This is a genomic window from Nocardia fodinahabitans (genome assembly GCF_052983615.1).
Map to the genome: position 1 here is coordinate 7115589 of NZ_JBRJJC010000001.1, position 20846 is coordinate 7136434.

Sequence of the window (20846 nt, forward strand, 5' to 3'; positions counted from 1 at the left end):
AACTGCCCCGCTACGGCCCGATCGCGGCGTGGAAGGCGTCGGTTCCGGTTTCGAGCGGGTCGATCAGGTGCGCCAGGAACAAGCGGGTCGCCGGGGTGGGTGTCGGTGTCGTGACGGCGTGCCAGGCCCGATCCAGCGGTGTGCCCGGCACGTCGATCGTGTGTAGCGCACCGGATTCCAGATGCTCGCCGACGGCATCGGAATGGATGAGGGTGATGCCGAGGCCCTCCCGGGCGGCGGCGATGACCGCGCCGTGCGAACCCAGCGTCAGGGTGGGCGGGTCGATCTGGAGGCGGTCGATCAGCGCCAGGGTCGCTTCCCGGGTGCCGGAGCCGTTGCCGCGCAGTAACCAGGTGTCGTGGCGTGGGTCGTGGGCATCGTTCGCGCCGACGACGACGAGCGTGCTCGGCCGCCGCGCCTGGATCACCAGATTCGCCTCGTGTGGGGGACGGCCCGCGATGACGAGATCGGTCTCGTGGTGCTGCAATTCGAGGAACAGCACGTCGCGGGGCTGGATCGACAGGCTCAGTTCCACGTCGGGGTAGCGGTGCCGAAACGAGGCCAGCGGCCGCAGCACCACCGATTCGCCCGCCGTGGCGACGACGCCGATGCGTAGCCGGCCCGCCTCGGCCTGACGGACCGCGGCGTGGGCTTCCTTCATCAGGCCCAGGATGCCGCGGCAGTACTCGGCATAGACCCGGCCCGCCTCGGTGAGCGCGATCCCACGCCCGGAACGGGTGATCAGCTTGGCGCCGAGCTGCTTCTCGACATGGGCGACGGCGGCGGAGACGGCCGCCTCGGTGACGTGCAACTGGGCGGCCGCGCGGCGAATGCTGCCCAGCCGGGCCACCGCGAGGAAGGTTTCCATCCGCCCCGCGCTCACCCTGCCCATTACCCGACGGTAGCAAACTCAACGTTTCGGTTGAGCGTTCCCAGAAACATTCACATTGTTTGCTGCCCGCGCGGGCCTCATCCTGGAATTCGCAAGGCGTACACCGGATTCCACAGGAGGAACGATGGCGGAAGAAACCGAACGGGATCGTTGGGATCCGGGCGTACAGTCCTACGCGTCGATGGGATATTACGCGCCCGACTACGTACCCTCGGATACCGATGTGCTCGCGGTGTTCCGGGTGACGCCTCAGCGCGGCGTCGATCCGATCGAAGCGGCGGCCGCCGTCGCGGGTGAATCCTCCACTGCCACTTGGACTGTGGTGTGGACCGACCGGCTCACCGCGCACTCGAAGTATCAGGCCAAGTGTTACCGGATCGACGAAGTGCCGGGTAGGCCGGGTGAGTACTTCGCCTACATCGCCTACGATCTGGATCTTTTCGAGGAAGGGTCGATCACCAACCTCACGTCCTCGATCATCGGTAATGTGTTCGGATTCAAACCGCTGCTCGCGCTGCGGCTCGAAGACATGCGCATTCCGGTGGCCTATGTCAAGACCTTCCAGGGCCCGCCGCACGGCACGGTGATGGAACGCGAATATCTCAACAAATACGGCAGGCCGCTGCTCGGCGCGACGGTGAAACCGAAACTCGGTTTGTCCGCCCGGAATTACGGCCGGGTGATCTACGAGGCCTGCAAGGGGGGTCTCGACTTCACCAAGGACGACGAGAACATCAACTCCCAGCCGTTCATGCGCTGGCGCGACCGGTACCTGTTCGCGATGGAGGGCGTGAACCGGGCGATGGCCGAGACCGGCGAGATCAAGGGTCACTACCTCAACGTCACTGCCGCCACCATGGAGGACATGTACGAGCGGGCCGAGTTCGCCAAGGAACTCGGGTCGGTGGTCATCATGATGGACCTCACCGTCGGCTACACAGCCATGCAGTCGATGTCGAAGTGGGCCCGGCGCAACGGGGTGCTACTGCACCTGCACCGGGCCGGGCACTCGACTTTCACCCGGCAGAAGACGCACGGCGTGAGCTTCCGCGTCCTGGCCAAGTGGTGCAGGCTGATCGGTGTCGACCATCTGCACGCGGGGACCGTGGTGGGCAAATTGGAAGGCGATCCGGCGACCACCCGCGGTTTCTACGACACGTTGCGCGAGAACCACATTCCCACCGAGCTCGGCAACGGCATCTTCTTCGACCAGGACTGGGCGAGCCTGCCCGGTGTCATGCCGGTGGCCTCGGGCGGTATCCACGCCGGCCAGATGCATCAGCTGCTCGACCTGTTCGGTGACGACGTCATCCTGCAGTTCGGTGGCGGCACCATCGGTCATCCGCTCGGCATCGCGGCGGGCGCCGAGGCCAACCGGGTGGCGCTGGAAGCGGTCGTCAAGGCGCGCAACGAGGGCCGCGACCTGTTGAAGGAAGGCCCGGAGGTGCTGCGCACGGCGGCCTCGACCTGTCGTTCGCTGGAGGTCGCGCTGTCGACCTGGGGTGATGTCACTTTCGATTACACGTCCACCGACGCACCCGACGCGGTGCCGACGCCGAGCCTGTAGGGAGCACCATGTATCTGCGACACGGGACGTTCTCGTATCTGCCCGAGCTCACCGACGCCGAGATCGCCGCCCAGGTGCGCTACGCGCTGCTCAACAACTGGCCGGTCTCGATCGAGTACACCGACGACCCGCATCCGCGCAACACCTACTGGGAGATGTGGGGGTTGCCGCTGTTCGACCTCGACGAACCCGACGGGGTGATGGCCGAGATCGACGCGTGCCGGGCCACGTTCCCCCGGCACTACGTGCGGGTCACCGCCTACGACGCGACCTACACGAAACAGACGACGGCGCTGAGCTTCCTGGTGCAGCGCCCCGCCGAGGAGCCCGGTTTCGAGCTGGCGCGCGCCGAGGGGCCGGATCGGCGCCAGATCTACAGCGTGCGGTCCTACGCCACCGGTCGTCCGCAGGGACAGCGGTATGGCGGCTGACGGGGCCGCTGGAGGATTCCGGTTGCCGCGGCCGGGCGTCGGTGACGCCCGGCCGTCGCGCCCGCCCGCCGAGGGCGCCACCGCGACCGAGGAACCGCTGAGCGAGGACGCGCTGTTGGATCTTTCCCTCGACCTGGCCGGGCACGACGTGGCCGAAACGCTGGCCGCGCTCGACGCCGAGCTGATCGGCCTGGCGAATGTGAAGGAGCGGGTGCGCGAGATCGCGGCGCTGCTGATGATCGACCGGGCGCGGCGCCGCTTCGGCCTGGAGTCCTCGCGCCCGACCATGCACATGAGCTTCACCGGTGGGCCCGGCACCGGCAAGACCACGGTGGCATTGCGGATGGCGCAGATGCTGCACGCGCTGGGCTACATCCGCACACCCAAGGTGCACACGGTGACCCGCGACGACCTGGTCGGGCAGTTCATCGGCCACACCGCGCCCAAGACCAAGGAGGCGATCGCCAAGGCCGCGGGCGGGGTGCTGTTCATCGACGAGGCCTACTACCTGTTCCGGCCGGAGAACGAGCGCGACTACGGGCAGGAGGTGATCGAGATCCTGCTGCAGGAGATGGAGAGCGAGCGGGCGAATCTGGTGGTCATCTTCGCCGGCTACCCCGACCGGATGGACCGGTTCTTCTCCGCCAATCCGGGCCTGTCCTCACGGGTGGCACACCACCTGGAGTTCGCCGACTACACCCACGACGAGCTGATGGGCATCGCCGAATTGATGGTGGCGGGGGAGAACTTCCGGTTCGACGCGGCCGCGCACGTGGCGTTCGCGGAGTACCTGACCGTGCGGATGACCAAACCGCGGTTCTCCAACGCGCGCAGCGTGCGCAATGCGATCGACCGGTGCCGGCTGCGGCAGGCCAAGCGGCTGGTCGAGGCGGCGCGGCCACTGTCGAAGACCGACCTGATCACGCTGTGCGACCGGGACGTCTACGGCAGCAGCGTGTTCGACGAGACGGTGCAGGAGGTGGCCACGACGCCATGCCGAACGGATTGAAGACCCTCACCCGCTACACGATCGAGGAGGAGCACCGCCATCCCGGCTCGTCGGGGGAGTTCTCGGCCCTGGTGAACGTGGTGGCCACGGCGACGAAGATCATCGCCAATCAGGTGACGCGCGGCGCGATCATCGGCTCGACCAGCGACGCGGAGCCGTTGTCGGTGAGTGCTCGCCTCGATGTGCTGACCGATGAGGTCATGGTGGCGCAGACGCAGTGGACGGGCCATCTGTCGGGATTGCTGTCCGAGCAGCGTGCCACCGCACTGCCGGTGCCCGCTACCCAGCGGCGCGGCAAGTATCTGCTGGCCTACGACGCGTTGGACGGGTCGAGCAATATCGACGTGAATCTGCCCGTCGGTTCGATCTTCAGCATTCTGCGCGCGCCGCAGGAGGTGCTCGACGGCACGGCGGAACCGGTCGACGCCGATTTCCTGCAGCCGGGTGTGCGGCAGGTGTGTGCCGGGTTCACCCTGTACGGGCCCGCGACGATGCTGGTGCTCACCACGGGCAGTGGCGTGGACGGATTCACGCTGGACCGGGAGATCGGCGCGTTTGTACTGACCCATCCGCGCATGCGCATCCCCGAGGGCACCTCCGGGTTCGCGATCAATGCCGCCAACGAGCGGTTCTGGGAGCGGCCGGTGCGCCGTTATGTGCAGGAATGCCTGCAGGGGCTGGACGGGCCGCGGGGGCGTGATTTCAATATGCGCTGGGTCGCGTCGCTGGTGGCCGACACTTTCCACATCCTGACCAGGGGCGGGGTGTATCTCTATCCGCGCGATACGCGCAATCCCGAACGGCCGGGGCGGGTTTCGCTGCTGTACGGGGCGAATCCGATCGCTTTCATCGTCGAGCAGGCGGGCGGTGCGGCCACCACCGGGCACGACCGGGTGATGCTCGTGCCACCCTCGGAGGTGCATCAGCGGGTGCCGTTCATCTTCGGTTCCCGCACCGAGGTTCTGCGCATCGAGCGCTATCACTCCGAGCCGGACGCGGGCCCGAGCTTCGACAGTTCGCTGTTCGGTACGCGGTCACTGTTCCGTCCGGCCAAGCACGACCAGCGCACTTAGGAGTCGCCCATGTCGGTCAAGCATCCCGTTGTCGCGATTACCGGGTCCTCCGGCGCGGGAACGACCAGTGTCACCCGCACGTTCGAGGAGATCTTCCGCCGCGAGGGCATCAGCGCGGTGGTGGTGGAGGGCGATTCGTTCCACCGGTACGACCGCGCGGAAATGAAGATCGCGATGGCCGAGGCCGAGCAGCAACGCGATACGACGTTCTCGCACTTCGGCGAGGACGCCAATCTGCTGCCCGAATTGGAGGCGCTGTTCCGGGAATACGGTGAATCGGGTGTCGGGCAGGTGCGCAAATACCTGCACGACGACGAGGAGGCGAAACCGTACGGACAGCCCGCGGGTACCTTCACCCCGTGGGAGGATCTGGCGCCCGGCAGTGACCTGCTGTTCTACGAGGGACTGCACGGTGCGGCCGTCACCGACGCCGTCGATGTCGCCCAATACACCGACCTGCTGGTGGGTGTGGTGCCGATCATCAATCTCGAGTGGATTCAGAAGGTGTACCGGGACAAGACCCATCGCGGGTATTCCAGTGAGGCGGTGATCGATACGATCCTGCGCCGGATGCCCGATTATGTGAAGTACATCTGCCCGCAGTTCTCGCGGACGTATGTGAACTTCCAGCGGGTGCCGACCGTCGACACGTCGAATCCGTTCATCGCACGCAGCATTCCCACGGCCGACGAGAGTTTCGTCGTGATTCGGTTCGCCGATCCGAAGGTGATCGACTTCCCGTATCTGCTGTCGATGCTGCACGATTCGTTCATGTCGCGGCCGAATTGCATCGTGGTGCCCGGCGGCAAGATGGACCTGGCGATGCAGCTGATCTTCACGCCGCTCATCCTGCGGCTGATGGACAAGCGGCCCAAACGATTCGTGTGAGGCGGTGCGGGCGTTCAGTCCGGGAGCATCGGGACCGACAGGCCTTCCCCGCTGGTGAGCAGCGTGGCGCGGGTGACGGCGGCCGAGCCGAACCTGCGGCGCAGATCGTCGAGGGTCGCGTCGAGCGTGTTCTCGGCGCGGGGTTCCAGCGGGAGGGTCAGCTGCATGGTGTCGGCGTCGTCGAGATTGGTGAGCGACAACCCGATGAGGGTGATCCCGCGTTCGGCGATCAGGGGTTGCGCGGTGTCGAGCAGCAGGCGGGCGGCGTGGCGCAGCGTGGCGGTGGCGTCGGTGGCTTCGACCAGGGTGTGCGATCGGGTCGCGCGGGTGAAATCGTCGAAGCGCAGTCGCAGGATGACGGTGCGGCACACGCGATCCGCGGCGCGCAGCCGACGGCCCAGCCGATCGGTCAGACCGTCGAGATAGGCGGCGATCTCCTCCGGGGTGCGGTGGCGGCGGCCCAGTGCGCGCCGCGCGCCGATCGAGCGCCGGCGCTTCCCGGTCTCCACGCGCCGGGGATCACGACCCCACGCGAGCGCGAACAGGTGCCGCGCCGCGCCCGGTCCGAGGATGGCCCGCAAATGTGGTTCGCCGAGTTCGGCGAGCTGCCCGACCCGGGTGATGCCGTTCTCGTGCAAGGTCGCGGCGGTCACCGTGCCGACACCCCATAGCCGTTCCACCGGCAGCGGGTGCAGGAAGTCGAGTTCGCGACCGGACTCCACCAGTCGGAGGCCGTCGGGTTTGGCCACCGCCGAGGCCACCTTGGCGAGGAACTTGTTGCGGGCGATGCCGACGGAGATCGGCAGCCCGACCTCGCTGCTGACCCGGGCCCGCAGCACGCGCGCGATCTCGATCGGCTCGCCGCTGATCCGCCGCAACCCGCCGACATCGAGGAACGCCTCGTCGATCGAGATGCCCTCCACGATCGGGGTGGTGTCGTGGAAGACCGCGAACACCGCCTTGCTCGCCGCGGCATAGGCCGACATCCGCGGCGGCACCACCACCGCGTGCGGACACAGGCGCAGCGCCTGGCCGGCGTTCATCGGGGTCCGGATGCCGAACGCCTTGGCCTCGTAGCTCGCGGCCAGCACCACCCCGCCACCCACGATGACGGGCTTGCCCCGCAACCACGGCTGATCGCGTTGCTCGACCGAGGCGTAGAAGGAATCCAGGTCGGCGTGCAGGATCGACGCCTCGGCGCGGGTCTGGATGCGCGGGCGGCGGGGTGTAGCGGAGTCGGACACGAACATATGTTCGCATCGGGGTACGACAGAAAGGGTTGCCGTGCGATAGCGGTCTCACCGCACGACAGCCGGTAGTGTGAAGCCGGTTTCGGCGAGTCGGCGATGATGAGGGAGACGGTAGGCGGTGCGTGGTTTCGGCGATCTCGAGGCGGTACTGATGGACCGCCTCTGGGATCGCGATGTGGACTCGACCACCGTGCGTGAACTGTTCGACGAACTCGCCGCCGAACGCGATATCGCCTACACCACGGTCATGTCGACCATGGACAACCTGCACCGCAAAGGGTGGCTGGCCAGGAAACGCGATGGTCGCGCCTACCGGTACTGGCCGACGATGACCCGCGAGGAACACAGCGCCCAGCTCATGCACGAGGCGCTCGGGATCGGCGGCCGGTCCGATCTGGTGCTGAGTCATTTCGTCGACCGGATCAGCGACGACGAATTCGCCGGATTACGGGCCGCGTTACGCCGGGTTGCCACGCGGCGCTCGGAGGAGAACTAGTGCTCGAGGTCGGGTGGGACCAGGTTTTCGCCTGGCGGTTGCGCAGGCAGTTCCTCGCCGAGCCGACCACGGGCGGCGTGGAGGCGATCGCGGGCAGACTGGCCGGGGTGCAGGCGCAGGTCGCCTCGGCGGCGGAGACGGCCGTCGCGGTCCGCAGCCGTGACGTGGCGCCCGACGTGGTGGCCGGCGCGCTCGCGGCGGGCACCCTGATCAAGACCTGGGCGATGCGCGGCACCCTGCACGCGATGGTCCCCGACCAGGCCGCCGCGGCACTGTCGCTGATCGGCTCGGCGCGGACGTGGGAGAAGCCGTCGTGGCAGAAGACCTTCGGCGCCACCCCCGACCAGGTGGCGGCGCTGGTGGAGGTGGTGTCCGCGGTCCTGGCCGATCAGGTCCGCACGCGCGACGAACTCGTCGATGCCGTCCTCGCCGAGCCCGGCTTCGCCCACCTCGGTGCGCAGTTGCGCTCCGGCTGGGGCGCGGTGCTCAAGCCGCTGGCGTGGCAGGGCGCGCTGTGCCACGGTCCCGCGCGCGGCACGAAGATCACCTTCACCAGTCCCGGGCATCTGGTCCCCGGCTGGCCGGGCGTGCCCGACCCCGAGCTCGCCGCGCCGACCCTGATCAGCGCCTACCTCGGCGCGTACGGTCCGGCGACACCGGAGGTCTTCGACGCCTGGCTCAGCCGCAACAGCCTGCGCAAAACCGTGGTCCGCGGGTGGTTCGCCGCGATGGGTGACGCGCTCACCGAGGTCGACGTCGAGGGCCGCCGCGGCTGGATCCCGACCGAATTCGCCGACGACCTGGCCGCCGCACGCCTCGACGGCGCGATTCACCTGCTCGGCCCGTTCGATCAGTACGTCCTCGGACCGGGCACCGCCGACACCGCACTGCTCCCGGCCGAGCATCGCGCGAAGGTCAGCCGCACGGCGGGCTGGATCTCGCCGCTGGTCGTGGCCGACGGGCGGATCACGGGGACCTGGGACCGCGTCGACGGCGACATCGTCGTGTCGATGTTCGACGGTGGACAGCTGCCCTCACGCGCACTGTCGACAGCACTGGCCGCAGTGCGAGAAGGCTGATCAGGACCCGGATCACGGATATTCCGGACACCAAACCAAGCGCTTGCTACGCTCGCGCGATGATCCCCACGATCGTCTGGGGCACCGGCAACGTAGGCCGAGCGGCCATCCGTGCCGTGGCTGCCCACCCGGCGCTGGAACTCACGGGGGTGCTGGTGCACAACCCCGACAAGGTCGGCCGCGACGCCGGTGCACTGGCCGGACTCGACTACGGGCTGGGGGTGGCGGCTACCGACGACATCGACGCGCTGCTCGCCACCGGGCCACGCGCGGTCGTCTACGCGGCCTCCGGTGACATCCGCCCCGATGACGCCCTCGCCGACATCGTGCGCGCGATCCGCGCCGGAGCCGTTGTCGTCACACCCGCCCTCTACGCGCTCTACGACCCGCGCAACGCGCCCGCCGAGCTGCGCGAGCCGGTGCTGGCCGCGATCGCCGAGGGCGGCGGTTCGCTGTTCGTCTCCGGCGTCGATCCCGGCTGGGGCAACGATGTGCTGCCGCTGTTGATCAGCGGGCTCTCGAGCACCGTCGACGTGGTCCGCTGCCAGGAGATCTTCGACTACTCCACCTACGACCAGCCCGACTCGGTGCGCTATCTGGTCGGCATGGGACAGCCGATGGATTACCAGCCGCCGATGCTGCTGCCCTCGGTACCGACCATGGTCTGGGGTGGGCAGGTCCGGCTCATGGCCAGGGCGCTGGGCGTGGAACTCGACGAGATCCGCGAGACACTGGACCGGCGTGCACTCGATGCGACGGTGCAGACCGTGCAGATGGGCGACTTCGAGGCGGGCACCCAGGGCGCGGTGCGCTTCGAGGTGCAAGGCATCGTCGAGGGTGAGCCGCGCATCGTCATCGAGCACGTCACCCGGATCCACCCCAGCTGCGCCCCGGACTGGCCGACACCGCCCGACGGCGTCGGCGCGCACCGCGTGATCATCGAGGGCACGCCCCGGATCGAGGTCAGTGTGGAGGCCGCGGACGAGGGCGGCAACCGGTCGGCGGGCGGAAACGCCACGGCGGTGGGCCGATTGGTGAACGCCATCGACTGGCTGGTCGGGGCCGAACCCGGCCTCTACGACGCACTGGATGTGCCGCTGCGGGCGGCGGTCGGCAAACTCGGAAGGAAAACACCATGATCATCGACATTCCCGAGGGCAAGGACCCGATCGGCTACGTCTGGGGCGAGATGGTGCCCGGTATCGGGGTCGCCGCCGCCGCGTTCTCGCTGTCGGTCTACGAGCACTCGACGCTGGGGCTGCGGGAGTTCGAGGCGGCCCGGTTGCGGATCGCGCAGATCAACGGGTGCCTGTTCTGTCAGGACTGGCGCACCGAGCGCGACGGGCAGAAGGTCGAGGCCGAGTTCGCCGACGCCGTCACGAACTGGCGCACCACCGAACTCTTCGACGAGCGGGCCCGGCTCGCCGCCGAATACGCCGAGCGCTACGCCACCGACCATCACAGCCTCGACGACGAGTTCTGGGCCAGGATGTTCGAGCACTACACCCAGACCGAGGTGGTCGAGCTCAGCATGAGCATCGGATCGTGGCTCGCCTTCGGCCGGCTCAACCGGGTGCTCGGCCTGGACACCGTCTGCGTCCTGCCCGGCCACTGACGCGGGCGCAGTAGGCTGCGGGCCGTGGTGGACTCTCCGGTACAGCAGCTGATCGACACCGTGGCCTGGGTACTGATCGAGGACGGGCGCATCCTGTGCGCCCGCCCCCGGGGCAAGGATGTCTTCTTCATTCCGGGTGGTAAACGCGAGGGTGTCGAGACCGATGTGCAGACCCTGGTGCGTGAGGTCGCCGAGGAGTTGAGCGTCGACCTGGCGCCCGACAGCGCGGCGCACGTCGGCACCTACGAGGCCGCGATCTCCGACGGTCACCCCACCGTCGTACGGATGGCCTGCTACACCGCCGAATACCGCGGCGTCCTGACCGCCAGCAGCGAGATCGAGGCCCTGGCCTGGTTCGGCTACCGCGATCGTGATCTGGTGCCGCCGGTCGACCAGTTGCTCTTCGACGACTTGGCGGCGGCAGGTTCCCTACGGTGAGCGCGGTCGGGCGGACGATCACCTACGCGCTGCTCGCGCTGCCGCTGGCGCTGTCGCCGGTCCGGACCCGGCTGCGGGTCCCGCGCCTGCTCCTGCACGAACCTGTCGCCGCCCGCCGCGTCTCACCACCGCGCTGCCTGATCCACTCCGTCCTGTCCGCGGGCACCGGCGCGGTCGCCTGGTTCCTGACCCTGCTCACGGTCGTTGCCCTCGTCCGCGGTCTCGCTTACCCGGTGGTCACCGGGGGCGGCTACGAAAACTCCTGGGGCGGCCCCACTCTCGCCGGTGCCTGGCTCGTCCACGCTGCGCTGGCGCTGCTGCTGGCGCCCGCCTTCCTCGGCATCGTCGCCCTCCTCGGCCGCCTGCAACTGCGCTTGACCCGCACCGTCCTCGGCCGCGACGGAACCTGGTGGACCATCCCGATCAGCATCGCCCTCACCGCCGCCGGAGCCCTGTTCTTCATCGCCTGGACCCACCAGATCTGACCGAGCTCAGACGAATTCGCCGTCCAGCGGTACGCCCTCGGGCATCATCACCGGATAGCGAACCAGCCGGAAGCCGGTGCCTGCTGGTGTGCTCACCCGATCCGAGCTACGGCGGGAGTGCAGCTGTGGGGAGCCGCGCGGGCTGTCAGAGGCTATGGTCCCCGACACCCCGCGCGGTTCCAGGAACAGGTGGGCCGAGGCGCGGCGGAACTTCGAGCTCGACGTCGGTCGTACTCGAGCGTGATCTGACTCCCTTACCCCTGCGGTGCCGGTTCCAGCTCGGCGTCCGACTGGTCCACCGGCGTCGGCGTCGCGGGCGGGCGGATGCCGAGGCCGATCAGGCCGGCCAGTACCGCGACTGCCGCGGTCACGTACCAGGCGCGTTGGAAGGTGTCGAGGGTCGCGGCGGGTGTCTCGGGGGCGCCGAGCAGGGCGACCAGGAGGGCGACGCCCACGGCGAGGCCGAGCTGGCGGGACATGCTCAGGACGGCCGACCCGGTCGCGAAGCGGTGCGGGGGAAGGGTTCCCGCGCCCGCGGCGAAGGCGGTGGGCAGGGTGAGGCCGACGCCGAGACCGGTCAGCAGCATGCCGCCGAGGAGCCCGGACGCGTAGTCCGGGGTCAGCTCGGCGGCTCGTGCCCACCACAGCAACCCGCCGCCGAAGGCCAGCCCGCCGGCGGCGATCACCGGGCCCGCGCCGACGCGGCCGATGATCCGGCCCGCCGCGATCGCGACGAAGGGGACGACCAGCGGTCCTGGCGCGATCGCGAGCCCGGTCCGCAAGGCCGACCACCCCCACACGTTCTGCGCCCACAGCGTGACCGACAGCAACATGCCCGCGAACGCGATCTGGAAGACCAGCGAATTGGCGCTCGCCAGCGTGAAGTTCGGGGCACGTAGCAGTGCCGGATCGACCACGGGACTGTGGTGACGTGCCGACGACACGACAAAAACCACGCCGAGGACGAGCGCCACGGCGAACGCGGCGAGCACCCCCGCAGACGTCCAGCCCCAGTCCGGACCCTGCACCACGGCCAGGATGAACGAGCCGACCGCGCCGATCAGCGCCACCGCGCCCAGCAGGTCCGGCAGCGGACCGCGATCGGCGGGTGGCCGCGGCAGGGTCCGCGCGCCGATCGCCAGGGCGACCAGCCCGATCGGCACATTCACCAGAAACACCCAGCGCCAATCGAGTTCGACGAGCAGGCCGCCGATCACCGGCCCCAGCGCGGCGCCGAGACCACCGAACGCGACCCACAGCCGCACCGCGCCCGCCCGTCGCTCGGGCGGCGTCGCGGCCAGCACCAAGGCCAGCGAGGATGGTGTCAGCAGCGCGCACCCGACGGCCTGGACGATGCGGAAACCGACGAGCGAGGGCACGTCCCAGGCCACCGCGCACAGTGCCGAACCCAGCACGAAGACGGCGAGGCCGATCAGGAAGGTCGCGCGATTGCCGTTGCGGTCACCGAGGCGGCCCGCGGGCACGAGCAGCGCGGCGAAGACGATCGCGTAGAGGTTGAGCACCCACGACAGCTCGGTGAGCCCGGCGCCGAAATCGGTGGCCATGGCGGGCATGGCGACATTGACGATGAACAGGTCCAGGCTCGACAGCAGGACACCGGTGGAGACGACGGCGAGCACCACCCGGGGATCGGTGCTTCGCGCGGTGGCGACGGAATTCATGCGAAAGCTCCCGATCAGCCGAGGACGCGGCGGGTTTGGCGGGCGGTGGCGAGCAGGACCCCGTCGCGGTCCCAGATGTCGGTGTCGTCGACCGACCAGCCGTCTCCGGAGCTGACCGCGGCGGCGCGCACCAGCACCGGCGCCGCGCCGAGTCGGGCGGGATCGGCGTGCAGTTGCAGCGACAGGGTGACGGTGGGAACCGCGACCGGCGCGGTGAGCAGCGGGAACAGTCCGGGTGGGAGGGCGTCGGCGAGGACGGCCAGGCTCGGCGCGTCCACCGGCAGCGCGGGATCGAGCGCGATCCAGGCGCACATCATCGCCTCGTCCGCGCCGCTGAGCGGAAGCGGGCCCGCGGCGGGCCGGATGACGAAATGCGCGCCGACCGGGACGATCTCCGGCGGCAACTGGAACAGCGCGCATTCCTGCGGCGCGGGAACGGTGGGGGCGGGCCGGGCCGAGTGGGCGGCGATCGCGGTCACGCCCGCCGCGCCGAGGGTGACCGAGGCCGCGGCGACGGGCACGCCGTTCTGCTCGGCGACCACGTCGAGGATCGTCGTGCTGCGCCCGACGATGTGCTCGGCGGTGCGCAAGGTGAACGCGCCGGTCGCCGGTCTGCCGAGGAATCGGATGTCGGCGGCGCGCACGGGCTGGTCGCGGGTGCTCGCGCGCAGGGCGGTGTCGATCAGGAGCCCGGCGAGCGCACCGCTGTGTGGGCCGGTCCAGCCACGCCAGGATTCGTCGACGACGCCATGCCACTGCCCCGGTTCGATGGCGGTAAGGGCGAACTCGGCACCCAGCCGCCCAGTGAGTTTCATCATGCAACTTACGGTAGATGGGTGAGTTCTTTGAAGCAACCCACTAGACTCGGGGTATGCGCCGTACCAGCTTCGAGGACATGAACTGCTCGCTGGCCCAATGCCTGGAGGTGGTCGGGGAGTGGTGGACGCTGCTGATCGTGCGCGATGCCCTGTTCGGGGTGACCCGCTTCGACGAGTTCCGCGAGCGGCTCGGCATCGCGCGCAATGTGCTCACCCAGCGGCTCGACGGCCTGGTCGAGCACGGGATCATGACCAAGGAGCCCTACCAGGACAATCCGGTGCGCTACGACTACCGGCTCACCCCCAAGGGACGTTCGCTGTGGCAGGTCGTCACGGCGATGCGGCAGTGGGGCGACGCATGGGCGGCGCCCAACGGCGCGCCGGTCGTCGCCGTGCATCGCGGTTGCGGTCACGTCGCCACTGTCGAACCGGTGTGCTCGCATTGCGGAGAGCGGGTGCTGGGCCGGGATCTGACACCGATCGACGGCCCAGGGGCCGGTCCGGTGTCGATGCTGCCGGCGCGCTGACCAGGCCCGGGACGGTTCGGCTGGGCCCCGCAAAGAGCGTGCATACCGGGCGACGCCACTGTGAAGTGTGCCAAGGTGTGCGCGGTGCCGCGACGAGTCCGATAGCCTGCCGGGTGTCCGTTCCCCGAACGAAGGTGATCCAAAAGTGACTTCCGTGGTCGATGCCCCTGATATCGCGTCGAAGGTAGGGCATTACTACCGGGTCGACGACGTCTACGAGGTCGGCCGCGAGAAGATCCGCGAATACGCCCGCGCGGTACAGGATTTCCATCCCGCGCACTGGGACGAGGACGCGGCGGTCGCGCTCGGCTACCCGGGTCTGGTCGCGCCGCTGACCTTCGTCTCCATCCCGGCCATGGCCGCCAACCGGCCGCTGTTCGAGTCGGTCGTCGTCGGCTACGACATGTTCGTGCAGACCGAGCAGGTCTTCGAACAGCACAAGCCGATCGTCGCCGGTGACCGGCTGGTCGTCGACGTGGAGCTGTCCTCGGTGCGCCGGATCGCGGGCAAGGACCTGATCACCGTCACCAACACCTTCGCCGACGAAGCGGGCGAGACGGTGCACATCATGCACACCACGGTCGTCGGCATCACCGGCGAGGGCGTCGATCCGGAGATCACCAGCGCGGTGGAGAACGTGATGGTGCACGGCGTCAAGGTGTTCGGCAACGGTGACGCCGCAGCCCAGGAAGCGACCGAGACGCCGCTGCGTCCGGAAGGCGAGATCCGGCTCTCGGCCGCCGGCGCGGCCCGCGTCCCCAGCACCACGCTGTCGTTCGAGGAACTCACCGTCGGCGACGAACTCCCGCTGCGCGACGCTCACCTCTCGCGCGGTGACCTCGTCAACTACGCGGGCGTCTCCGGCGACGGCAACCCGATCCACTGGGACGAGAGCATCGCTCGCCTCGCCGGACTGCCCAATGTCATCGCGCACGGCATGCTCACCATGGGTCTGGGTGCCGGTTTCGTCTCGACCTGGTCCGGTGACCCGGGCGCGGTGACCCGTTACGGCGTGCGGCTGTCGAACTACACCATCGTCGACTTCCAGGGCGGCGGCGAGGTGGAGTTCACCGGCCGGGTGAAGTCGCTCGACGCCGACACCAAGACCGCGGTGATCGCCATCGTCGCCAAGTCCGGCGGCCGCAAGATCTTCGGCCTGGCCACCACCACGCTGCGCTTCCGCTGATCCGATCGTGGTGAACCCGGGCTGCCGGGTTCACCACGTCGGCCGGTTCAGCCTGCCGTGGACACGCCGATCCGGCCGTCTTCGGTGTCGGCCGGGTTCTGCGCGGTCACGACCGGGCTGACGCGCACCCACGTGTTGTTGACCGCCGCCGTGCCGGTGAGCGGGTCGGTGCGCGACGGGTCGTGCAGCAGGTTGACATTGACGCCCGGTTGCGCGGCGGCCACCTGCCAGCCGACCCCGGGTTCCCGATGGCCCCAGCCGTGCGGGATGGCCACCACGCCGGGGCGGATGTCGTCACTGACCTCCACCGGCACGACGATCGTCCCCACCGCCGACTCGACGCTGGCCCGATCGCCGTCGGCGAGACCGCGTGCGGAGGCGTCGTCCGGATGCACGAGGACGGTGCAGCGATCGCGGCCCTTCATCATCGACGGGATGTTGTGCAGCCAGGAGTTGTTGCTGCGCAAGTGACGTCGGCCGATGAGTTGCAGGTCGTAGCCGTCGGTACTCGCGGTGGCGGCTTCGTCGAGGACCGTGTGGATCGCGGCCAGGAGATCCGGCGGTGCCAGCTGGACCTTGCGATCCTTCGTTCCGATCAGCTCGCGCAGTCGCGGCACCAGCGGTCCCAGGTCGACGCCGCCCACAGCGGACCGGATCCTGTTGACCGTCAATCCTTTCCGGCCCTTGCGTAGGACGCCGTAGGGTCCGGCGGCGATGGCGGCGGCGGTCAACCGCAGCGGGCTGAGCTGTCCGAGCACGCCGGTGAGGGCACGGCCGGTGAAGCGCCGTGCGGGCAACGGGACCACTTCGGTGAGCAGGCGGGCCAGGATCTGCCAGTCGTCGAGTCCGTCGGCGGGCGGATCGAAGACGGGCGCGTCGAAGCGCACATTGTTGCGGACGCTGAACACCGGGAACAGCACGTTGAGGTCCTCGCGCTCCAGCGGCGAGACCGGCGGCAGGATGATGTCTGCGTGCCGGGTGGTCTCGGTGACGTACATGTCGACGGCGACGTAGAAGTCCAGTGATTCCAGGGCCGCGTCGAGGCGGCCGCGCTGGGGCGTGGAGAGCACCGGATTGCCCGCGTAGGTGATCATCGCCCGGATCCGGTCCGGGGCCTTCGGCGAGAATGTCCTCGGCCAGCACCGACACCGGCAGTTCGCCACGGAAGGACTTCTGGGTGCCGGAGCGATCGGTCCACGCGCCGTAGCCCATCGGCAGGTATTTGCCGTAGCGGGCGACGTCGACCGGCGGGGTCGCGAACATCTGCCCGCCCGGACGATCGAGATTGCCGGTGACGGCGTTGATCGTGTTCACCAGCCAGTGGGTCAGCGCGCCGGTGGTCTGCAGGCAGACGCCGATCCGCGCGTACAGCACCGCCGAGGGCGCCGCGGCGTGGTCGCGGGCCAGCCGGCGGATGGTGTCGGCGTCGGCGCCGGCGTGCGCTGCCATCCGGTCCGGTGTCGTGTCCGCGACCAGGTCGGTGAGCTGTTCCCAGCCCGCGCACTGCGCGCGCACCGCACGCTCGTCGCACAGCCCTTCGGCGACCAGCACGTGCAGCATCCCCAGCAGCAGGTAGACGTCGCCGCCGGGCCGCACCGCGACGTGCTCGTCGGCCAGCCGGGCGGTCTCGGTGCGCCGTGGATCGATCACGACGACGGTGCCGCCGCGCTTGCGGACGTCCCTGATGCGCAGTTTCGCACCGGGCATGGTGGTGATCGACCCGTTGGACACCGCTGGGTTGGCGCCCAGCACCACCAGCCGGTCGGTGCGGTCGATATCGGTGACCGGCATGAGCACGTTGGCGCCGAACATCCGCCAGGCGACGAATTCCTGTGGGAACTGGTCGACCGAGGAGGCGGAGAAGAAGTTGCGGGTCAGCAGCGCGGTCCGCAACGCGATGCCGTAGATCACCGAGGAACTGTGGGCGGCGGGGTTGCCCATGTACATCCCGATCGCGCTGGGACCATGGGCGGCGCGCACCGCCCGCAAGCGCTGCCCGATCTCGCGGAACGCCTCGTCCCAGCCGATCGGCTCGAAGGTGTCACCGATGCGGCGCACGGGCGTGCGCAGTCGGTCGGGGTCGTGGTGCAGGCCGCCCATGGCCGTCGCCTTGGGGCAGATATAGCCCTTCGACAGCACGTCGTCGGGGTTGCCCTCGATCCGCGTGACCTGCTCGTCCTCGACCGTCACCAGGATTCCGCAGTGTGCCTCGCACAGTGTGCACTGCCGCGCGATGGTCTTGCTGTTCACAGCTTCCCCGCCTTTCGCCGAACCGCTCCACCCACGCTAGCCCGGTCCCCGGCCCCGCAGATCCGACTACGGGCGGAAATTTTCTGTCCCCGCGCTGTCACACGGGGAACGGACGCCGGCGTCTTGTGTCCGACAGATCGTTCGACAGGAGGGCTCCGCCGGACAGCCACCCGGCGACCACCGTGGTCCGTTGCTAGGCTCGCCGACGTGTTCGGGGAGGCAAGCGTGCAGCGGATACCGGTGACGTATCCGGCCGAGTCGCTGGTGTGGGACGGTGACGATCTCGTGGATCCGGTCGGCGGTCACCGACGGTGGGATGCCGGCGGCGTCGAGACCGGTCCCCGCGTCAGCTACGGCTACGTGTTCGATCGGGCCGTTCGGTCGCCGTCGGGGGCCTACACGGTGCTCTACACGATCGCCCACTGCCCCGACGAGTACAACCAGCTCCATCTCGAGACGGTGTCCGGCTCACCGGCCCGCACGAGGGTGCTCCCAGCTTCTTCCACTCCCGGCTGGCGTTCAGCCCCGATGGCAGACGGCTGATCTCGGCCGGGTGGGTGTGGCATCCCTGGAACATCGCCCAGGTGTACGACGTCGAAGCGGTCCTGGCAGACCCGGATTCGCTAGATGAGGCCGGTCTGTTCGGAACGTCCGAGGTCTACGGCGAGGTGGAGTCGGCCTGCTGGCTCGACGCGGACCGGATCGCGATCACGTCGAGCCCCGACGAGAAGGGTGTCGGCGATCCTGCCGGCACCGTGCTCGGCGACGGCTCGCTCGGGGTGTGGTCGATCAGCCAGGGGCGGTGGGTAAGTCGGTGCAGTCCCGACGGGCGGGTCGGGACCGTGTTCCCTGTACTCGGTGGTGTGCTCGGCCTCTACGGGCACCCGAAGGTGATCGATACGAATACCGGCGCGGTGATCGCGGCCTGGCCCGAGCTGGACACCGGCGACCGGGAGTTCAGCATCTGCCGTTCGCCGGTTCCGGCGGTCGCCGTGCATCCGTCGGGTGATCGATTCGCGGTGGCCTCACCCGAGATGATCACCGTGATCCGTTGTGGTGGTTGAGGGTTCGGATTCGTCGTACCACTCGACGATCTGGACCCGATCGGTCCCGGCGGCGATGGCGGCTTGGGCCTGGAGTTCGCCCAGCCGGTCGCGGGCGAGTGCCGCCTGCCGGAAGTCGATGCCTTCGGCGATCGCCGCCGCGTCCCACCGGCTCGGGTCCTGCTCGGCCAGCGGGAGCGGCCCAGCCGGTTCTCGACACGGTTGGCCGCACCCGCGAGGATAGGCCGATGTCGACACGCGAACTGGTCGTGCTCGGGACAGCCGGAGCTGTCCCGACGCGGCGCCGCAATCACAACGGGTATCTCCTGCGCTGGGACGGGCGTGGTGTCCTGTTCGATCCCGGCGAGGGCACCCAGCGGCAGATGTCGCGGGCGGGCGCGTCGGCGACCGAACTGCACTGGCTGTGCGTCACCCACTTCCACGGTGACCACTCCCTCGGAGTCCCCGGCATCGTGCAGCGGCTGGGCCGCGACGGCGTCCCGCACGACGTGCACGCGGTGTTCCCCGCCGACGGCGCCGACTACTGGGAGCGTTTGCGATACGCGACCAGCTACTACGACGAACCGCATCTGGTGGAACATCCGCTCAGCGGGCCCGGTGAAACGCTGCAGGCCGACGGTTTCACCCTCACCGCGCTGCCGCTCGACCACAGCATCACCACCTACGGCTACCGGCTCGCCGAACCCGACGGCCGGACGTTCCTGCCCGAACGCCTACGCGCCCACGGGATCTCCGGTGCGGCGGTCCGGGAGCTGTCCGGCCCGCTGCTCGACGAGTGCTCGGTGCCCCGGCCGGGTCAGAAGGTCGCCTTCGTGATGGACACGCGCCTGTGCGACAACGTCTACGCGCTGGCCGAGGGGGTCGACATGCTCATCATCGAGTCCACGTTCCTGGACTCCGAGACCAGCCAGGCCCACGAACGCGGCCACCTCACGGCCCGGCAGGCGGGTGCGGTGGCCCGTTCGTGTGGGGTGAGAACCCTGGTCCTGACCCATTTCTCGGAACGCTACAGCGAAGCCGACGACCCGCTGTTCCTGGAGCAGGCGGACTTTCCCGAGGCCGTGCTCGCGCACGATCTCGACCGGGTCGCGCTGCCTGCCCGGCGCCTGGCCCGCTGACCCGTCACGGCGGGGGTGTCGTCAGGGAAGGAGGCGACTGCCGAAGGGGTTGTCGAGCATGATCTTCCAGCTTCCATCGCCCTGGAGACGCAGGGTCGCCACCGACAGTCCGCTCTCGGCGATCGGGATGCCGTCGGGGGCGGTGCCGCTCATCGTCCACGGCGCGATGTGCACGGCGGTGTCACCGGAGATCATGACCTCATGTCCGTTGTCGTAGCGGAATTCGGGTTTCACAGCGGCGAAGGCGGCGAACCCGGCCCGCAGTTGGTCCTTGCCCCGCGCCGGCACGCCCGGTTCGAAGGCGACGACCGCGTCGTCGACATAGAAGGCCATGACGGTGTCGATGTCACCGCGTTCCAGCGCGGCGGTCATCGCGGAGACGGTGTCGATCACGTTCTGTTGCATAAGGATTCCTCGGTTCGAGTGCTGGCGGGAGACGCCGCTTCACCTGTTCGGACAGTGCATTCGAACGGTGGCCGACCGACCATACCTCAACATTTTGGTTATGCAAATGTTGTGGGTATGCTGGGGGCATGAAACGTGCGGTGGGAAAGTCGACGTGCCCGATGAACATGTTCCTCGAGGTGTTCGGGGATCCGTGGACGTTGCTGGTGCTGCGCGACATGCTGCTGGTCGGCAAACGGCGCCCGGTGGAATTCCTCGATTCGGCCGAGCGGATCTCGACCAGCGTGCTGCTGGACCGGCTCAAGCGCCTCGAAGCCGCGAACCTGGTAGCGCGGGTGGGCCAGGGGGAACGCAACCAGGTCCACTACGTCCCGACCAGCCGAGCCGTCGACGCGCTGCCGGTGCTGTTCGAGATGGCTCTGTGGAGCATGGAACACGAACCGCACGCTCAACCACTGGAGCGGGTGATCACCCGTATCCGCTCCGATCCCGCGGACTACATCGCCGAGATCCGCGCCGAACTCGAACGTGAGATGAGCGAGTCGGCCTCGTCTGACTGTTCCGTGTGACGAT

At 68.9% G+C, this 20846-nt stretch carries 22 protein-coding genes and 2 pseudogenes; 17 read left to right on the plus strand and 7 right to left on the minus strand.

All coding sequences use genetic code 11. The annotated features are described in order from the left end of the window. Window positions 1-10: 10 nt before the first annotated feature. Window positions 11-892, minus strand: a complete 882-nt coding sequence (locus tag NV348_RS33550) for a LysR family transcriptional regulator (protein ID WP_447150497.1) — start codon at window positions 890-892, stop codon at window positions 11-13. A gap of 124 nt (window positions 893-1016) precedes the next feature. Here NV348_RS33550 and NV348_RS33555 point away from each other — a divergent pair, with 124 nt between their 5' ends. From NV348_RS33555 to NV348_RS33575, 5 genes are read left to right on the plus strand one after another with little or no spacing between them, the layout of a single operon-like run. Continuing rightward, window positions 1017-2459 carry a form I ribulose bisphosphate carboxylase large subunit gene (locus NV348_RS33555; protein ID WP_447150498.1) on the plus strand — a complete coding sequence of 481 codons (1443 nt, stop codon included), beginning with the start codon at window positions 1017-1019 and terminating at the stop codon, window positions 2457-2459. Window positions 2460-2467: 8 nt separating this feature from the next. Then, entirely contained in the window at window positions 2468-2890 is a 423-nt protein-coding gene (locus NV348_RS33560) for a ribulose bisphosphate carboxylase small subunit (RefSeq protein WP_447150499.1), read from the plus strand. Next, window positions 2880-3899: an AAA family ATPase gene (locus NV348_RS33565; protein ID WP_447150500.1), complete on the plus strand. Its 1020-nt coding sequence runs from the start codon at window positions 2880-2882 to the stop codon at window positions 3897-3899. Before NV348_RS33560 ends, NV348_RS33565 begins: the two co-directional genes overlap by 11 nt. Continuing rightward, window positions 3884-4972 carry a class 1 fructose-bisphosphatase gene (locus NV348_RS33570; RefSeq protein WP_447150501.1) on the plus strand — a complete coding sequence of 363 codons (1089 nt, stop codon included), beginning with the start codon at window positions 3884-3886 and terminating at the stop codon, window positions 4970-4972. The genes NV348_RS33565 and NV348_RS33570 overlap by 16 nt, the downstream gene beginning before the upstream one ends. A gap of 9 nt (window positions 4973-4981) precedes the next feature. Continuing rightward, window positions 4982-5860 carry a phosphoribulokinase gene (locus tag NV348_RS33575; protein WP_447150502.1) on the plus strand — a complete coding sequence of 293 codons (879 nt, stop codon included), beginning with the start codon at window positions 4982-4984 and terminating at the stop codon, window positions 5858-5860. Window positions 5861-5874: 14 nt separating this feature from the next. Here the strand turns inward: NV348_RS33575 and dinB are convergent, their stop codons facing one another. Further along, on the minus strand, window positions 5875-7110 hold the full coding sequence (dinB, locus tag NV348_RS33580; protein ID WP_447150503.1) for a DNA polymerase IV: 1236 nt from the start codon (window positions 7108-7110) through the stop codon (window positions 5875-5877). A 118-nt stretch (window positions 7111-7228) separates the two neighbouring features. Between dinB and NV348_RS33585 the strand changes: the two genes are divergently transcribed. The 6 genes from NV348_RS33585 to NV348_RS33610 are packed head-to-tail and all read left to right on the plus strand — an operon-like array spanning window position 7229 to window position 11223. After that, a complete protein-coding gene (locus tag NV348_RS33585; RefSeq protein WP_447150504.1) occupies window positions 7229-7606 on the plus strand; it encodes a BlaI/MecI/CopY family transcriptional regulator in 378 nt (125 codons plus the stop codon). Then, window positions 7606-8685, plus strand: a complete 1080-nt coding sequence (locus NV348_RS33590; protein WP_447150505.1) for a winged helix DNA-binding domain-containing protein — start codon at window positions 7606-7608, stop codon at window positions 8683-8685. The genes NV348_RS33585 and NV348_RS33590 overlap by 1 nt, the downstream gene beginning before the upstream one ends. Before the next feature lie 59 nt (window positions 8686-8744). Then, on the plus strand, window positions 8745-9824 hold the full coding sequence (locus NV348_RS33595; protein WP_447150506.1) for an NAD(P)H-dependent amine dehydrogenase family protein: 1080 nt from the start codon (window positions 8745-8747) through the stop codon (window positions 9822-9824). Next, entirely contained in the window at window positions 9821-10300 is a 480-nt protein-coding gene (locus NV348_RS33600; RefSeq protein WP_218720174.1) for a carboxymuconolactone decarboxylase family protein, read from the plus strand. Before NV348_RS33595 ends, NV348_RS33600 begins: the two co-directional genes overlap by 4 nt. 24 nt (window positions 10301-10324) lie before the next feature. Next, window positions 10325-10738 carry an NUDIX hydrolase gene (locus NV348_RS33605; RefSeq protein WP_447150507.1) on the plus strand — a complete coding sequence of 138 codons (414 nt, stop codon included), beginning with the start codon at window positions 10325-10327 and terminating at the stop codon, window positions 10736-10738. Then, window positions 10735-11223: a hypothetical protein gene (locus tag NV348_RS33610; RefSeq protein WP_447150508.1), complete on the plus strand. Its 489-nt coding sequence runs from the start codon at window positions 10735-10737 to the stop codon at window positions 11221-11223. The genes NV348_RS33605 and NV348_RS33610 overlap by 4 nt, the downstream gene beginning before the upstream one ends. Window positions 11224-11477: 254 nt before the next feature. Here NV348_RS33610 and NV348_RS33615 read toward each other — a convergent pair whose 3' ends face one another. Together NV348_RS33615 and NV348_RS33620 are read right to left on the minus strand one after the other, a co-directional pair. Continuing rightward, window positions 11478-12905, minus strand: coding sequence for an MFS transporter (locus NV348_RS33615; RefSeq protein ID WP_447150509.1), 1428 nt, complete (start codon window positions 12903-12905; stop codon window positions 11478-11480). 14 nt (window positions 12906-12919) lie between these two features. Further along, entirely contained in the window at window positions 12920-13723 is an 804-nt protein-coding gene (locus NV348_RS33620) for a thioesterase family protein (protein ID WP_447150510.1), read from the minus strand. Window positions 13724-13776: 53 nt separating this feature from the next. Between NV348_RS33620 and NV348_RS33625 the strand changes: the two genes are divergently transcribed. Both NV348_RS33625 and NV348_RS33630 read left to right on the plus strand, forming a co-directional pair. Beyond that, window positions 13777-14250 (plus strand): winged helix-turn-helix transcriptional regulator, encoded by a 474-nt coding sequence (locus tag NV348_RS33625; RefSeq protein ID WP_447150511.1) that lies wholly within the window; start codon window positions 13777-13779, stop codon window positions 14248-14250. 145 nt (window positions 14251-14395) lie between these two features. Then, window positions 14396-15436: a fused (3R)-hydroxyacyl-ACP dehydratase subunits HadA/HadB gene (locus NV348_RS33630; RefSeq protein ID WP_447150512.1), complete on the plus strand. Its 1041-nt coding sequence runs from the start codon at window positions 14396-14398 to the stop codon at window positions 15434-15436. Window positions 15437-15483: 47 nt separating this feature from the next. Here NV348_RS33630 and NV348_RS33635 read toward each other — a convergent pair. Beyond that, window positions 15484-17686 (minus strand): annotated as a pseudogene (locus tag NV348_RS33635) (molybdopterin oxidoreductase family protein). 207 nt (window positions 17687-17893) lie between these two features. Here NV348_RS33635 and NV348_RS33640 point away from each other — a divergent pair. Further along, complete coding sequence (locus NV348_RS33640) at window positions 17894-18229, plus strand: C2 domain-containing protein (protein ID WP_447150513.1); 336 nt, start codon at window positions 17894-17896, stop codon at window positions 18227-18229. 41 nt (window positions 18230-18270) lie between these two features. Beyond that, the gene (locus NV348_RS33645; RefSeq protein ID WP_447150514.1) at window positions 18271-18750 is read left to right on the plus strand and encodes a hypothetical protein; all 480 of its coding nucleotides are present in this window, start codon (window positions 18271-18273) and stop codon (window positions 18748-18750) included. A gap of 9 nt (window positions 18751-18759) precedes the next feature. Here NV348_RS33645 and NV348_RS33650 read toward each other — a convergent pair. Continuing rightward, a pseudogene (locus tag NV348_RS33650) lies at window positions 18760-18939 on the minus strand (RNA polymerase subunit sigma-24); the annotation flags it as partial. A 38-nt stretch (window positions 18940-18977) separates the two neighbouring features. Here NV348_RS33650 and NV348_RS33655 point away from each other — a divergent pair. Beyond that, on the plus strand, window positions 18978-19868 hold the full coding sequence (locus tag NV348_RS33655; protein ID WP_447150515.1) for a ribonuclease Z: 891 nt from the start codon (window positions 18978-18980) through the stop codon (window positions 19866-19868). A gap of 21 nt (window positions 19869-19889) precedes the next feature. On the opposite strand, the gene NV348_RS33660 is transcribed toward NV348_RS33655, so the two are convergent. Next, window positions 19890-20273, minus strand: a complete 384-nt coding sequence (locus NV348_RS33660) for a YybH family protein (protein WP_447150516.1) — start codon at window positions 20271-20273, stop codon at window positions 19890-19892. Window positions 20274-20401: 128 nt separating this feature from the next. Here NV348_RS33660 and NV348_RS33665 point away from each other — a divergent pair, with 128 nt between their 5' ends. Then, window positions 20402-20842 (plus strand): winged helix-turn-helix transcriptional regulator, encoded by a 441-nt coding sequence (locus NV348_RS33665; protein WP_447150517.1) that lies wholly within the window; start codon window positions 20402-20404, stop codon window positions 20840-20842. Window positions 20843-20846: the final 4 nt, after the last annotated feature.